The organism is Ruegeria sp. CK2 (genome assembly GCF_056536585.1).
Window position 1 is genome coordinate 1 of record NZ_JBQFPW010000023.1, and the last position, 14,783, is coordinate 14,783.

13 protein-coding genes are annotated in these 14,783 nt (G+C 56.2%); 4 read left to right on the plus strand and 9 right to left on the minus strand.

Annotated features, from left to right (window positions below; all coding sequences use genetic code 11):
• The first annotated feature begins 398 nt into the window (after window positions 1–398).
• Both ACR0BU_RS23030 and ACR0BU_RS23035 read left to right on the plus strand, forming a co-directional pair.
• Window positions 399–1,418, plus strand: coding sequence for an IS110 family RNA-guided transposase (locus ACR0BU_RS23030; RefSeq protein WP_299085507.1), 1,020 nt, complete (start codon window positions 399–401; stop codon window positions 1,416–1,418).
• Window positions 1,419–1,958: 540 nt separating this feature from the next.
• Entirely contained in the window at window positions 1,959–3,077 is a 1,119-nt protein-coding gene (locus ACR0BU_RS23035) for an endonuclease/exonuclease/phosphatase family protein (RefSeq protein WP_480739247.1), read from the plus strand.
• Between the two features lie 189 nt (window positions 3,078–3,266).
• Here ACR0BU_RS23035 and ACR0BU_RS23040 read toward each other — a convergent pair whose 3' ends face one another.
• The 5 genes from ACR0BU_RS23040 to ACR0BU_RS23060 all read right to left on the minus strand — a co-directional run bounded on the left by ACR0BU_RS23040 (window position 3,267) and on the right by ACR0BU_RS23060 (window position 8,972).
• Window positions 3,267–4,013 carry a hypothetical protein gene (locus ACR0BU_RS23040; protein ID WP_480739245.1) on the minus strand — a complete coding sequence of 249 codons (747 nt, stop codon included), beginning with the start codon at window positions 4,011–4,013 and terminating at the stop codon, window positions 3,267–3,269.
• A 60-nt stretch (window positions 4,014–4,073) separates the two neighbouring features.
• Window positions 4,074–5,270, minus strand: a complete 1,197-nt coding sequence (locus tag ACR0BU_RS23045) for a patatin-like phospholipase family protein (protein ID WP_480739244.1) — start codon at window positions 5,268–5,270, stop codon at window positions 4,074–4,076.
• Window positions 5,263–7,551: a ThiF family adenylyltransferase gene (locus tag ACR0BU_RS23050; RefSeq protein WP_480739243.1), complete on the minus strand. Its 2,289-nt coding sequence runs from the start codon at window positions 7,549–7,551 to the stop codon at window positions 5,263–5,265. Before ACR0BU_RS23050 ends, ACR0BU_RS23045 begins: the two co-directional genes overlap by 8 nt.
• A complete protein-coding gene (locus tag ACR0BU_RS23055; RefSeq protein ID WP_480739242.1) occupies window positions 7,551–8,681 on the minus strand; it encodes a ComEC/Rec2 family competence protein in 1,131 nt (376 codons plus the stop codon). Before ACR0BU_RS23055 ends, ACR0BU_RS23050 begins: the two co-directional genes overlap by 1 nt.
• 69 nt (window positions 8,682–8,750) lie before the next feature.
• Window positions 8,751–8,972, minus strand: coding sequence for a DUF2188 domain-containing protein (locus ACR0BU_RS23060; protein ID WP_480739240.1), 222 nt, complete (start codon window positions 8,970–8,972; stop codon window positions 8,751–8,753).
• Window positions 8,973–9,128: 156 nt separating this feature from the next.
• Here ACR0BU_RS23060 and ACR0BU_RS23065 point away from each other — a divergent pair, with 156 nt between their 5' ends.
• Both ACR0BU_RS23065 and ACR0BU_RS23070 read left to right on the plus strand, forming a co-directional pair.
• On the plus strand, window positions 9,129–9,446 hold the full coding sequence (locus tag ACR0BU_RS23065; RefSeq protein ID WP_170637803.1) for a helix-turn-helix domain-containing protein: 318 nt from the start codon (window positions 9,129–9,131) through the stop codon (window positions 9,444–9,446).
• Window positions 9,447–10,016 (plus strand): ImmA/IrrE family metallo-endopeptidase, encoded by a 570-nt coding sequence (locus tag ACR0BU_RS23070; RefSeq protein ID WP_480739238.1) that lies wholly within the window; start codon window positions 9,447–9,449, stop codon window positions 10,014–10,016. It begins immediately after the preceding gene.
• A gap of 153 nt (window positions 10,017–10,169) precedes the next feature.
• Here ACR0BU_RS23070 and ACR0BU_RS23075 read toward each other — a convergent pair whose 3' ends face one another.
• From ACR0BU_RS23075 to ACR0BU_RS23090, 4 genes are all read right to left on the minus strand, one after another.
• Window positions 10,170–11,285, minus strand: coding sequence for a Fic family protein (locus tag ACR0BU_RS23075; RefSeq protein WP_480739237.1), 1,116 nt, complete (start codon window positions 11,283–11,285; stop codon window positions 10,170–10,172).
• A gap of 212 nt (window positions 11,286–11,497) precedes the next feature.
• Entirely contained in the window at window positions 11,498–12,097 is a 600-nt protein-coding gene (gene scpB, locus ACR0BU_RS23080; RefSeq protein WP_480739236.1) for an SMC-Scp complex subunit ScpB, read from the minus strand.
• Window positions 12,094–13,047, minus strand: coding sequence for a DUF1403 family protein (locus tag ACR0BU_RS23085; RefSeq protein ID WP_480739235.1), 954 nt, complete (start codon window positions 13,045–13,047; stop codon window positions 12,094–12,096). Before ACR0BU_RS23085 ends, scpB begins: the two co-directional genes overlap by 4 nt.
• A 313-nt stretch (window positions 13,048–13,360) precedes the next feature.
• Window positions 13,361–14,746 carry an IS1182 family transposase gene (locus ACR0BU_RS23090; RefSeq protein ID WP_480739233.1) on the minus strand — a complete coding sequence of 462 codons (1,386 nt, stop codon included), beginning with the start codon at window positions 14,744–14,746 and terminating at the stop codon, window positions 13,361–13,363.
• Window positions 14,747–14,783 lie beyond the last annotated feature (37 nt).

Here is a 14,783-nt window from a genome sequence, read left to right on the forward strand (position 1 = left end):
ATGCTGTGACGAGCCACCCCGCGTCTGCTGGGTCCGTGGCCAGATCGCGCGTCAGCGCCGGTCCCAAGCCCAATATGCTGAGCGACGTCGTGCCAATAACGAACATTCCCAAGGCAAGGACCCAAGGCACGCGCTTGCTGATTGTCTGTGTTGGCACAGAGTTGCGGTCCTCATTGTTTGGAAGGATGATGTCAGGATACACCTTTTGCCAAATACCGAAACCCGACATTCGCCGCGCTACAGTAAGTTGGACGCATGGACTCGATGCGGCCATTCTCTGCGACGTCCCCAATTGGTCTAAAGAGCCCGAAGCGGATGAGGTGGGTGGCTCCTGCTCCACCGGCGTCGCAATGCGCCAAAGTGCAGTTATCAACGACTGCTAGGAAAGGAGCCACCCAATGACAGTAAAGACCGTCGGCCTCGATTTGGCCAAGGACGTTTTTCAAGTGCACGGCATTTCTGAGAACGGCCGGGTTATTTTCAACAAGCCGATCAAGCGCGCGAAGCTGCTGGCGTTCTTTGAGACGCTGCCACCGTGCACGGTTGGCATGGAAGCCTGCGGTTCATCCCATCACTGGGGCCGTCAGTTGCGCAAGCTCGGCCATGATGTGAAGCTCATGCCTGCCGGATATGTCAAACCGTATGTGAAGCGCGGAAAGAACGATGCCGTCGACGCAGAAGCGATTTGCGAGGCGGTCCGCCGTCCAACCATGCGCTTCGTAGATATCAAGACTGAAGATCAGCAGGCCATTCTGTCGATCCATCGTACGCGGGATTTGGCCGTCCGGCAGCGCACCCAGCTGGCCAATATGATCCGTAGCTTGCTGCGCGAGTTCGGCCATATTCTGCCCATTGGGATCGAAGCGGTGACGGCTTTTGCGAAGCGTCACTTGGCTGGGGTTCACCCGGACATGCCGGAGATCGCGACCGGCATGCTCGGCATTCAGTGCTATCAGTTCATCGGCCTGAACGAGCGCATCGACGGATATTCCAAGATGATCGAGCAACATGCCCTGCTGAACGCAGATGCGCGCAGGTTGATGCGCATGCCAGGGATCGGGCCGATCACGGCCTCAGCGATTGTCGCCACGATCGGCGATGCGCATCAGTTCCGAACAGGAAGAGATCTGGCCGCCTGGCTGGGCCTCACCCCGCTCAACAAGTCGAGCGGCGGCAAGGAGAAACTGGGCAAGATCACCAAGCAGGGTGATCGCTACATTCGAAAGCTGCTGGTTGTGGGTATGACATCGCGCGCGGTCATGGCAAAACGGTCGCCAGAGAAGGTCGATCTCTGGACAGCCAAGATCATTGCCGACAAACCGTTTCGGCTGGCAACAGTCGCGATGGCAAACAAGGCAGCGCGTTCCATCTGGGCGATGCTGACAAAGAAACAGGAATACCGGCAGCCAGCGTTCTGACCGCGCAGACTGCCCACGAGATGCAAGACGTTGAAGTGATGATGCGGAATTAAGTCAACCAAGAGCAAGGACACTCCGGGAAGGTCAGCGGCCCTCCGAGGTCGATAAGCCGATTGGAACCTCGCTCGCGGAATTCATCAGGGCCAGTGGAGGCAATGCCAAAACATAAACAGGCCGGACAGACGACAGTACTGACGAAACGACCGCGAAAATCGCTAAAAAACTCTTGCAATGCAGGAGCCACCCACAGACGACCTTAGACCTCTCACTCGGACGCTGCAACGCAGCCGCCATAGGAGATTCGCCACACAAGCGAAACGGTAGATCATCAGAAATTCACAGACCTTGGACCAGCGCGATCAATCAGTAAATGGCACGTTTGTGCTGCCAAGTCTGATTTTCTCTCCTGACTTCCGGTATGGCATCCGGCATCATGTAGGCAATTTGAACGCATAGGTTTGGAGAACGTGAATGATTAGAGCGTTAACACTTATGGCAGTTTTGGCTGCTACAGCAGCCCAATCTGAAGAGCTCCGCATAATGAATTGGAACATAGCCAATTTGGCATCAGAAATCGGTATCAGCCTTCGGGAAGGCAGCCACAGCCGTGAAGAAGATGACTTTCTACGTATTCGAGAGATCATCGCTCGAGAAGATGCAGATATCATTGCACTGCAGGAAGTCGGTAGTATCTCGGCAGCTCAAAAGGCCTTGGGACCAGAGTACGAAGTCATATTTGAAAGCCGCTGCACCGCCGATATCTGTGCCGAGGATCATGGCGACATTTATACCGCTATTGCACATAAGGCCGACCTAGAGGTTGCCGATATCCAACCCGTCTTTCTTGATGAACTTTCGCTAATCCATGTTTCGGAGTGCGGAGGGCCTGGCAGGCCGGTGCGTGGTGGTGTTGGGCTGTCTTTCTCTAACGACGGAGCTTCGATGATCGTCATGTCGGTTCATCTCAAAGCCAGCTGTGCTGACGAGGCGTCAAATGACCCGATCGATCGGCCTGACGTACAAGACGACTGTGCCGTCCTAGATGAACAAATCCAGATCTTAGGCGATTGGATGGCCCAGCAAATTGCCGGCGGCATAACCGTCGTTGTGGCAGGAGACTACAACAGGAAGTTTCTCAAGCCCGACGATCGGCACATCGCATTTCTTCGTACGACCGTTCAGGATATACGAGTTGAACCTTCTGTCGAAAGTCAGTGCTGGCCCAAAGACTACCCCCAGAGCCGTAGCTTCCGCACAAGAAAACTCTATGAGACATTTGGAAATCCGGTCTCTCTTGACGGAACAGCGCTTCGATGGACACCCTATATGCCGAGCTCAATCGGATCGCGGGACTTCTTCCTAGTTGCTGGACCGTCTGCGGATCAGGTCGGCGAAGGCAAAGAAATCCTGCTTCGCCCGGAGGCCCTTGTTCATGACCCAACCTTGAGCCTGTCGGTTGAAGAACGCATAGCTATTGAGATTCAGGCTACGCATTTCGGAGTCCGGTTTGATGAGCCCAGCGGTTACATAACCACCTGCGACGAGCCAGAGGAAGGGGAGTTTCCGGAACCTAAACCGTTCACCGGCGGCACTACCGTCCTCGGATTCCAGAACGTCTTTCCCAGCGACCACTGTCCAATCGTGATTGACTATCGGTAGGCGGGGATATTGATCATCGAAGGGCAAAAAATCTGAACTGCGGCTTTACGTGATTCTACGATACAGATTTACAGCGCTATATTAACTGATATGGCACTCGAAGAGTGCTTTGTTTTCCGGCTTCAAGTGCGGTTTGTGTATCTTGGAATGATTTATTTTCTGACGGTCTCCGCTGCCCGCAAGAAAAACTCATGTTCTTGCACCTGCTAAGAGTTTTTCACTGGCCCATAGCCTAAAGCTCGTACTACCCGGCACGCCTTTCCTGGCGTGTTTAAATGCAACTGTCGCCGTCTCTCCTTCTAGAAGATGGTAGGACAAAAACGTTTGGACAAATTGAGATGCTATAGCACCATGTACACTATGGAACGGACCGATAAATTTGCCGCAGACCGAATGGGATGAAGCAGTTCCACCGAATGATCTGTAGCCCGTTTCACAGCAAAGGCTGATAAATGTCTTCGGCGCTACGCCATTGAGATCAAAAGCACTCATCACTTCGAAGGTTGAAGCCCATCCGCCGTTCGCAAATCTGATACTGGCTTTGCTACCATGTCCAACGAGGACAATGTGCGAATATGCGCCATGCTCTTTGGACCACAATTCGGCGATTTCTTGCGTTGAGCGAACTTTGTAGGCCTGAATGAACTCGTCTGACACCAGAAGCCTACAGAACTGCAGCACCGATTTTGCCAGCGGATCCAACAGTGTGCGCTCAGTTTCAAAATCGCCGATGTTCACGAGTAGGATGCCAATGTTTCGATGGCACAAACTGCTTGCCACTAGTTTTGTATTGGCATCACCAACATCAACCCGAACGCTTCGCGCTTCGACCGAAAGAACCTCTTTTACTACAAAAGAGGATGGCGCTTGTGTTCCGCTCCCAAGTTTTGAAACTGGAACATAGACCCGCTCGCCGACTTGAAGGTTAGTGGCCAATGAAGTTCCCTCGAAATGTTTTGCCAAGCTAACCTAGCAGAAAGACAAATTGAGAATAACTCAATCTTTGGTCGCTCTGCTTATGAGTAGCTCTGGCATGTGCTCGGCAATCAGAGCGCGGGTAAGCTGTTCGCCCCGCGTACTGAGTTTTTCAATCCAGTCTTCTGGCATCGCGGCAAAGTCGGTCGGATAGCCATGTGCTTCCTCACGAGAAACAAGATCTGAAGGCGGGAAAGCAAGGCGTTTGTCATCCTGCCCAAGGAAGGGCATCAAGAATCCATCGATCCGACCGGCTGCCTTTAAATCGAACAGGCGCTTGATGCCTGCATTTTGCGCCCTGTCGAAGATGCAGGCAAAGGTGCTTGTCAGTCGCGAGATGAAGAATTGGCTCGGCGGGTCAAATCGCAGACCATACCCAGCACGACAGCAGATTATTGTGTCCACGCCGGACACATTGAGGCTGACCTCCGCGTCCCGATCAGGCCAATGCGGTGCGAGGCCTAGATTGTCGTAAGCCCCTCCATCCGTAAGTGTTACGTGTTCTTCGCGCCGCGATCCGTCGGGCCTATTAAACACAAGACGTTCGTCAAGTGCGGGCAACAACAGAGGATATGCCGCAGAAGCCGTCACTGCATGAGCGAGCGTGGTCTCAGATCCGGCCAGCTCACCCAGACGCCAGGATCCTGACTTCTCGCGCGAAAAATAAAATGCCGACCCGGTGCGCAAGTCGGCGGCATTGATGATCAGTAAAGGGCGTTTCGTCGGCAGGTCGCGGAGCTTTTGACTATAAAAGATGTCTTCATCGAACACACGCCGCAGGATGGTTGTCCGGCTGGCGAAACGCGGTAGCGGTGCCCGCATATTCTCAAGGCTCCAGGCCTTTCTGGCCGCAGCGGGCAGAAGCCTTGCAATTAATCGTGGCATAGCCGAGATCGCCACCATTGCCAGGTTGATTGCGCCCAAAAGCACAACGCAATATGCGGCACGAAGGCCTTCGGTGGTCGTAACGGACTTGCGCAAAGCAGGTCGAACGAGGCCGCGTGCGAGAAGAGCACGGACCTTGGTCTCGAATGCAGGGAACGGCTCGTCCTTGGCCGCGTATAGTGCACCAACGACGCTGCCACCCGACACGGTGGATAGAACCCTGACGTCATCGAGAATTCTGAGGTCGTGCAACGCCCGCAAGCATCCGAGATGAAACGCTATGGCACGCGATCCGCCGCCCGACAACGACAGGCCAATGACAGGTTTACTCATCAGCCTTCTCCACTGCCGGCGGTTTTGGACTGTCCTCCTGGCGCGCGAAGACCACAGCAAGCTCGTTCTCGCCGGCGATCAACATCAAGCCAGGCAGCGTGTCCATGTCAAAAATTGAAGCGAGCCAGTTGATCTGGACGAGATCAGTTGTGCTGGGCATCACTCCGGCACGTGGCGGGTGCGAGTGCCACTCGCCAACATACCTCACCTGCTCCTGAGTTTCGGCCATGACTTGGTCAATCATGTCTTGAACACCGTCAGTGCCGCGTGTGAAGCCACCCGGAGAAGCGTCGCTGTCGGCGGGTGCCGGACCGACACCGGCCAAATGAATTCGCTGTGCCGGGATATCAACGACGCCGAGCAAGATGCCACCCGTCTCATTCGGAAGCGCCTCTTCTCGCATGGCTGTGACACATCTACGAAGGCCGTCATCAAGTGCGATCTGCCAGTCGTCAATATCGAACCGTCGAACCGTCTCAGCGGGATAGGCGAAACTTGTCACCGCACTCCCCTCACCGAGAGACCAAATGCAGACAACACCCTCCTCGGAATCAGCGGCCTGCCCAATCCCTTCCGCGACAAGGCCGCTCAGCGCCATGACTCGCGATGCCGGAATCTGGTTAGTAATGGCCCTACACGCACCGGTATAGGCAATTGTGCTGGCTGAGGTCGCTAAGTGCCCGGCGAGTTCCTCTTCGCGAATGACATGGCCAAGATACTGTGCTTCCAGATCACGCAGTGTCACACTGCGATCGCTCGGCTCCGCAAGGAGTACGGCGGCGTCACCCGCTGGACTGAAGAAAATGCTGATCCTTCGGGCCGTCGATTCATGATCAGACAAGTAGCGCTCAGCCAGCAATGAAGCGGATGCGTCAATGACAAGATCAGCGTCTTCAAGCGCTCGGTCGACATCCTCACTTTGGTGCTCATTGGAACCGACGTGGGCAGCGATACCTGGAGCGATAGCGCCCTCTTCGTCGAGGATGCTGGCAAGCGCGCCGGTGAGTATATCAGACTTGCGTTCCGTGATGTTCCCCGCAAACGCGATATGCCGCGCAAGGTTGTGCGGCAACAGAATGTCATCATCGATCACTGTCCAGCGGAACCGCCCCTCTCGCGCAAGACACGGGGCGACATGCGCGCCAATTGCGCCGCCGCCGACAATCACGGCTTTACGATCATCCTCGACCGTACGGCCGGAAATTCGCGTCGCCAAGGCACGATCGAAGGTCGCGTGGACCTCGACGGGAAGCACTGCAATTTCGCCGACCTCCGCCTCATCAACCGCACCTCCGACTAGGGCACTTACATAGCCCGCGGCGCCACCCTGGTCCTTGCTCGCTGTCTTGTGGGCAACACCAAGTGCGACCGCTATGTCGCCGACCTTCTTGCCAGTCACGAAGGCACGCAGATCAGTACCCTGCTCAGCGCCATCGGGAGCTTTGATTGGCATCTCAACAATTACGGCAAGACAGGAGTTTATCCGTCGCGCATTGGTTTTGGCATCACTCAACCATTCGCCAAACCGCGCACGAAGCTCAGCAAAAAGGTCGATCCCACGCGCTACTAGCATGTCCTCCAAACTACCAAGGTTTCCTGGCGCAAAAGATAGTCGAACCATCTGCTCCGGGGGCACTCTGAATGCGGCGACCGTCAGCGGGAGTGCCTCCGTCGCGCCACTCAAACTGGAGCGTGGGATCACGCGCATCAAGGTGCCGGTGTCATCCGGGATAGCAATCAAGTCATGCACGCTGGCATCTTCGATCAATGCGCGGGACATGATCAGACTGTATCCCGTCCCGAACATCTGAGGATCGACTGGCTGGCGTGCATCGTGCAGGTTTCCTTCAGCGGCACGTCGGAACCAGGTCAATATGCGGTGAACGAGCTCGGCTGGGGTCCACGTAAGTCGCGCTTCGGCCCAACTCCGATCGTCAATACAGATCGCGCGCGGAGCGCCCTCAGCTGTGAGATTCTGATGTGCGGTGTCTGGAAAGTCGCTACGCAACACATAGACGAAGGGCATGGTATCGCTTTGGTCGAAGCGGATACCAAGCCGCTCGGTGCGCTTGATTGGGACCACACTCTGCTGAGGCCTGCCAGTTCTGAAAGTCAGCTCGATGAGTTCGCCTTGCTTTCCGCGGCGCAAACAGCTGACAGTGGCAACATCAGCAGCATGTCGATCTACAAACTTCGCAAACGAGACTGCGGGCGGAAGCGTTAGGTCCCCAACCTCAACTTCCTCTCCGTACATTGCAGAAAGCCAGGCTTCTATGTCCATCAACCGGCCCTGGGCGACGCAGCAGCCGCTGTGCCTGCAACCATCGGAGCAGAAAGAACGAGCGCTATACCAAGCCCCGTAACATTATAGGCGAATGGTTTTGGGCTGCCTTTCGACGGGTATTCCATGGTGACGATGAACTCGCCATCATGCGAAGCAGTGATCCGGCGATGGTAGGCGGCCGCCTGACGGTGCGGCGGCTGGACGTCTTTGTCGGCCGTCGAGCCTTTGGTTGGGATCGGCCTGGACGGCGAAACGATGTCACTTCCGGGTTGGCGCCGGTCCTCGAACAGCCATTTGACGTCAGGATCAGGGACCGTTTCGTCGGCACCCCGCTCAGGACCCAAGGACCTGTAGGAGCAATGGTGTGGGAGCTTCATCAGATCCCATGCAAGCCGGTCATCGTTGCCGTTGTGGCGCGTTACTTGAACGATTGCCGAAAGAGTTTCGTAACTGACGTCCGACGCGAGCAAAAGTCGCGTCGTTAGGCCACTTTCGATGAATGTTGCCTGCATGACGATTGAGTCTTCGTTACGGTCCACAATGGTGTTTTCGTCCTGCCGCCACCCGAAAGGACAGTGCACGAAGAATTCCACGCGTTCTGGGCCCGTCAGTGAGTAGCCGGGAACGAGGGTGCCGGCATCTACGATGAGATGCTTTCGGCTTTCGAAATCGATGCCCTCCTCATCCATCCAGTCTTTCAGACGTTCGGGCCTTGAGAAGACCCTAATCCCTTTGCCCTGACGGAGACGATGGCGTGCCTCTGCACGAACCAGACGAGCATCGTCCTTTAGGCTTTCCTCAAGGATCGCTGCCGCAGGAACCCAGAGTTCCTTGATCTTGATCCTATCCTTGTCCTGATAGCATTTTGCGTGGTCGAGCCAGAAAAATTCACCGAACCCCTTGCAATGGTCGGTGTCGATGTGGGTGATGCACACGGCATCAAAGTAGTCCCGACCCGTTTTGTATAGATCGCTAAGAAGCGTTTCAGGGAGGTCACAACGTTTATCACCGTCGTCCTCATCGTCACGCATTGCCGCGAAGTCGATGAGAATCTTGCGCCCGTCAGCGAGGTCAAGCCTTGCCGTGTCGGCATTGCCGAGCGGAAAGAAATTCACTTTTGCCTGCATTACTACTGTCCTCATGTATTGCCCGAGCAGATTGGGCATTTTCTGTTTTTTGGATCGTCGTTTTTAATCCTAGCCTTTCGGCGGATAGGGGTCATTGCCATACGAGTTCGCGTCGCGAATCTTTCCGTTTGGCCTGTGGATCACAACTTCGCCTTGCTCTCGAATGGCTGTCGCGCGGGCGGCGGCCGTCGCTTCTGCCTGAGTTGAGTGCGTAGATCCGACTCGCGCAGCTCCTTCCCGACGTGCGGCCCAACCTTTTGCATGGGGGACCACATGAATGCGTTTAGACATGGGCTTCTCCTTTTTTGCTACGCCAGGCTCGCAACTATTGACCGAGGCGCTCCGGCGTGATTCAAGTGTTTCACAGACTGGTATAGGCTGGGGTTGATGAAGAGTAAACAGTCTTCGCACCACTAATACCAGTCTGTGAAACACAAAGGAGGGCATATGAACATCAACGAATTGGCCCCACTGGTCTTAAGGCGACGGGGAAACATGGGCGTAAGGGCCGCGGCGAAAGAAATCGGGATCAGCCCGACCACTCTTACGAGGATTGAAAAGGGGCATGTCCCTGATGTCGGGACACTTAACAAACTGAGCGAATGGTTAGGAGAAGAACCTTCCAAGTTTACAGGCGTTGGAGATCTTCAAATTGCATTCAAGAACAGAAAGGCGGTCCCCCAAAAGACTGCACTCGCCCTCGCTGAACTGATCACCCAAGCATCACGGCAATTCGAAAAAGAAGTCGAGGCACGGGGACACTAAGTGGCATTTAGACGAGGGTTCAAATCTCAATGTGAGCGCCGGTCGGTTGAGTTTCGAAAGCAGTTTGGCTTGTCGGATCACAGTGCGTTGTCTGCCGACCGTTTGGCTAAGGAACTCCGCGTCACCATTTGGTCAACCGATGAAGTTAACGGGATCTCGACGGAGGCCAGGTCAGTATTGCGAGACGAGACCGATCAATCCTGGTCAGCGCTCACAATGAGGTTGGGCGCAGACCACCTGGTCGTCTACAAGACTGTTTCGTCAAGGGGGCGCCGCAACAACGTCGTGATGCACGAACTGGCTCACATAATCTTGGGCCATGAGCTCGCGAAAGCTTGCATCCTTGAAGATGGTTCTCTTGTTCCGGGCAACTTCGATCAGGATCAAGAGGACGAGGCCGACTGGCTGGCCGGTGCACTGCTACTGCCTCGGCCCGCACTCATGTCAATTCGGCAACGTCGCCTTTCTGACGAAGAGGCATGTGAGGAACATCTTGTAAGCGTCGAGATGTTGAAGTGGCGTATTCGAATGACCGGTGTTGATTACCAGCTGTCCCGACGCCGCGGGTGAGTCCAGCAATTCTCAATCGCAAAAGTCTATGTCGCCCAATATGCGGACAGATGTGGCGAGGTCGATGCTGAAGGTCCGCTTATAGTCGAACGCTGAAAAGCTGCCGCGTCTGCAGCGAATGACGGCTTCCCGCCCTACCCGGCCGACCATGCACTATGCACCCGGCTCTTTGAGCTTCAGCCAGTACCGTGTGTATCGGCGTTCGCCAGTACGCGAGAGGGCGCCAACTTCGACAAGTTCTTGTAGATCTCTTGTAGCCGTGGCGCGAGATGTCCCGGAGATTGAAATATAGTTCTCCGCACTCAGGCCACCTTTGAACCCCTCAGGCCCCTCTCGGAACATCCGCTCAATCACCTTGGCCTGTCTTTCATTCAACGCATCGCGATACCGGTCATAGAAATGCGCCTTGGAAATGAAGAAGCCCACGCGTTCAAGAGTGGTTTGCTGCGCTGCGAGAACGACGTCAGCAAACCAGACCAGCCAAGCTGTGACATCCAGTGTCTTCTGGTGCCGCTCTAGCTGGTCGTAGTAGTCTTTCCGCTTTCGCTCGATGGTGAAGGCCAGCGCGATGAGGCTTGGCTGGCCAATACTCTGAGCCAGGGATTTTTCGGCCAGAGCCCGACCCAAACGACCGTTTCCATCTTCGAACGGGTGAATGCTTTCGAAGTAGAGATGGCTGAGACCAGCGCGCGTCAACGCAGGCAGGGGTTCTTCGGCACCCGGCCCGGTCAGATTGAACCAATCGACGTACCGGTCCATCTCATCCGGAACCTGCGCAGATGATGGGGCCTCAAAATGTACGACCGGGCGATCAAGACGCCCCGAGACGATCTGCATGGCATCCTTGTGCTGCCGGTAGGACCCGATAGCCTCCAACCGTTTGTCAAAAGACAAAAGCATCTCGTGCCACCGAAACAGGGTGTCGTGCGTGAGGGGCTCGGCATAGGTCGAATAGACGTCGACCATCATCTCAGCCACACCCTGTTCCCGAGGTTTGTTCGGATAGGTGTCCGGTTCCAATCCGAGATGTCGGCGCAGCGAGGATTGCACACTGCGCCGGTCCAGCATCTCGCCTTCAATTGCGCTGGTTTTCATGGCCTCATCGCTTAAGAGATCGATGCGGAGTTGATCACGCTCGGACGGGTTCACATGGTGGACGGCCCCCAGGACTTCCCCTGATGACAGCAGGAAACGCTGCTCAAGCGTTGCCAGTGCGGCCTCGTCATACCGGAAATCCGGCCAACCGGATATCTGCCAGTTCCATGCCATGAGTTATAGAATTCCCTCCTATAACTCACAGAATGAGCATTTTTGAGCTATAGAAGTCAATCCTATAACTCAAACACGTGCAAACACGCGTAAACTCTGCTGTGCATTTGCACGTAAAACCTGCTCTTATCTCCGACTGATTGAAAGTCGGAGCCCGACCGATTGAAAGCGGCCGAAGGTACGTGTCAGAAGAATACTACATATTTCGGACATCAAGAATCTGACAGCTCCAGCTCCGGCAAGTCCCGCAGGCTCTGCAGATCAAACGTCATCAGAAACGTCTCCGTCGTCACGAAGGTATGCGGCGCGCCCGGCCGTGGTGCCCGCGGTCCACTTGCAATCAGATCCTTGAATCGTAAACGGGCGAGCAGATCGCGGCTGATCTCTTTACCGAAGATGTCCTTGAGACCGGCCCGGTCGATCGGCTGGTGATAGGCGATGGCGCAGAGCACCCCCATTTCCATCTCGGTGAAGGCCAGCGACTGCTCGCCAAGGTCGGCCGCCGCCTTTATGGCATCGGCGAACTGCGTCCTGGTCCGGAACATCCATCCGCCGGCGAATTGAGCCAACTCGTACGGACGGCCGGCCAGCTCGGCCTGGATGTCGTCGATCAACATCTCGACCGAGGCCCCCTGCCCTACCACGCGCGCCAGGTCGTCGCGGCCGACCGGCGATGCACTCGCGAAGAGCACCGCTTCGATCCGGCCCATCCATTCGCGCCAGCGCAGCTCCTGCGGGAGATCGTCGAGCTCCCGGTCAAAGACGGCAACGCCTTTCTCCGCCGGTTTCGGTTTCCTGGCTGCAGCCGTCATGGCGCGATCCCATAGAGCCGGAAGGTCGATCGCCCGGTCAGCTCGCACGCAACACCCAGTTCCACCAGCCGGTCGCAAAATCGCCGCGCGGCGCGATCCGTCATCGGGATGGCGGTCCCTTCGATCATCGGCGACAGCATGGTCGACGGGGCCACAGCATCCTCAGACATGAACACGGTGACGGCCGCATCGGATCCTTTGGCCCGAAGCTTGGGAGCTACCGCTTCGAGGATCACCGCTCGCTGTGCCAGGTCTCGCGCCAGTCGGATGGTCTCTTCAATGGACTGCAATAGGCGCTGCTGGACCACAAGATCGGCTCCCTGCCCGTCGCCGAGCAAATCGCGCAGCATTGCCTTGGTCAGATACTGAGACGAGATCGGCAAGACAGATGGCCAGTTTAGAAACCGTGCCAGCACGATATCTGACATCAGGCACGCCACCCGTTCGGCCCGGTCATCCGCCTGCAGAATGGAGCGCATCACCGCAACACATCCCGTCAGAGGCCCATGGGACTGACTCTGGTTTGCTGCTGATTGCAGCCAGCCGTCAACGTCCGTTTCAAACTCCGACCCAACGAGCCCCGCGTGCCACTCGCGTCCCGTCAATCGAAGTCGCGCCGCCTCCCGCCAGTACGCCAGCAGATCGCCATCCGGCCCGCGCGCTTCGCCCGCCGGCGTCAGATGAAAGGCGTCACGGATATCGACCTCTCGGGACAAGCGACCTTCGAGTTTCGAGGTCGCCGTGGCTGCGGTCAGCGCCAACTTGTTGGCCAGCAGTTTGACTGGCACACCATGACGTTGATCACTTACCAGCTGATCAAGCACCGTGAGGACCGCGCCAGATCGAAAAGCCACAGTTTCAAGGGTTTCTGCACGCCCAGAGGTGACCCAGCCCGGGAGTTTGGGTAGGTTGCTTAGGTCGTCGCTGATCGCTGCTGGCTGATAGGTCATACCACAACACTATCCCGGCACGGCGCTTTCCGCTACAATATAGTGTGCAAACCGCCCCACCCTGCGGCTCTCGCTCATGTCCAATAATGTTGCATTATCGGACCCAGACTCGCTTGGACAATACAGGTCCAGAATCAGTTATTTTGGAAGACCGCCTCGGCGCCACCACTGTATCTTGAACGTCCGCTTTGGAGGTTGTCTATTAGGACAGCACACCTGCAGCGAAGGTCCGGATTCCGCCGATTCTGTGGAAAAACAACGTGTTGCTGGCGCAGAAAGTGGGCGTGTGAATGCGACGCGAGCGCCTTTCGGGTCAGGCTTTGCGCGTTTGCTGCGGTGCGGGAAAGATCTTTGCCAGCTTGCGGAGGTTCTGGGCGGTGGCGGCGAGGAGGAATTCGTCATTTGCACCGCATGGTCCGCGTAATCGGAGGCGGCCAAGACCAAGAATGCGTTTGAGATGAGCGAAGAGCATCTCGACCTTCTTTCTGAGTTTCATCGAGATGTCGTATTGCGTGGTCTTGGCGATGTCGCTTGCGACCTGACGAGCGTCTTCGTGCTCCTCACGGGTGATCTTCCGCGCATCGGCGCTCGGACAGCATTTGGCTTTGGATGGGCAGATCTGACAGACTTCTTTCAAGGCGCGATAGCGCGCCGTGCCCTTGCCAGTCGGCCCCCTGTTCGGGTCTGAGTAGTTACGGCGGAACTGCTTCAGGGCGTGACCTTCGGGACAGACATATAGATCGTTTTCGGCGTCCCATTCGAAGTCGGCGCGGGTCCATGTTCCATCGTTGCGACCGGACTTGTCGAAGACCGGGATGTGCGGTGCGATCTTGCGATCGACCAACCAGCCCAGAAGCGGTCCGGTGCCATAGGCGGTGTCCGCGATCAGGCGTTCGGGATGCAGATCGAACTTGTCCTCTACCCGGTCCAGCATGGTCTTAGTTGATCCGACCTCAGCTTGTCGGATGGACCGTGTGGCTTCCACATCGACGATGACGCCATGATCCGTGTCGATCAGATAATTGTCAGAATAGCTAAAGAATGCGGGGCCTTTTCTGGCGGCCGTCCATTGGCTCGCCGGATCGGAATGGGAGGTGAACTTAGGCTGGACCTCGCTCGCAGCCCCGAAAGCCGCCTCATCCAGCGTGTCGAGATACTCGCGAACGGCGCGAGGGGCATTGGTCGGGTCGATGTCAGAGGCGCACCATTCTTCTTTGGGTGTCGAATTCTGCTTGTTGGCATCCGCCTCGATCAGGCTGGCATCAATTGCCAGGCGCTGACCGCTAACCAAACCTTCCGCGATGCAACGCGCAACAGTCGTCTCGAACAGATGACGCAGCAGCTCGCTCTCACGGAACCGGCCATGCCGATTTTTGGAGAACGTCGAATGATCAGGCACGCGGTCAGTCAGATCGAGACGACAGAACCAGCGATAGGCCAGGTTCAAATGCACCTCTTCACAAAGCCGCCGTTCGGATCGGATGCCGAAGCAATAGCCGACCAGCAGCATCCGGATCAGCAGTTCAGGATCGACCGATGGACGACCGGTGTGGCTGTAAAAATCCGCGAGATGCGCTCGAATGCTGCTCAAATCAACAAAGCGATCAATCGACCGAAGCAAGTGATCTTGGGGAATGTGGTTCTCCAATGAGAACTCATAGAACAGCGACGATTGCGCTTCCTGCCTCGGTCCCATCATCGCCAATCCTCACGCCCATTGGAAGAATTGAATCAGC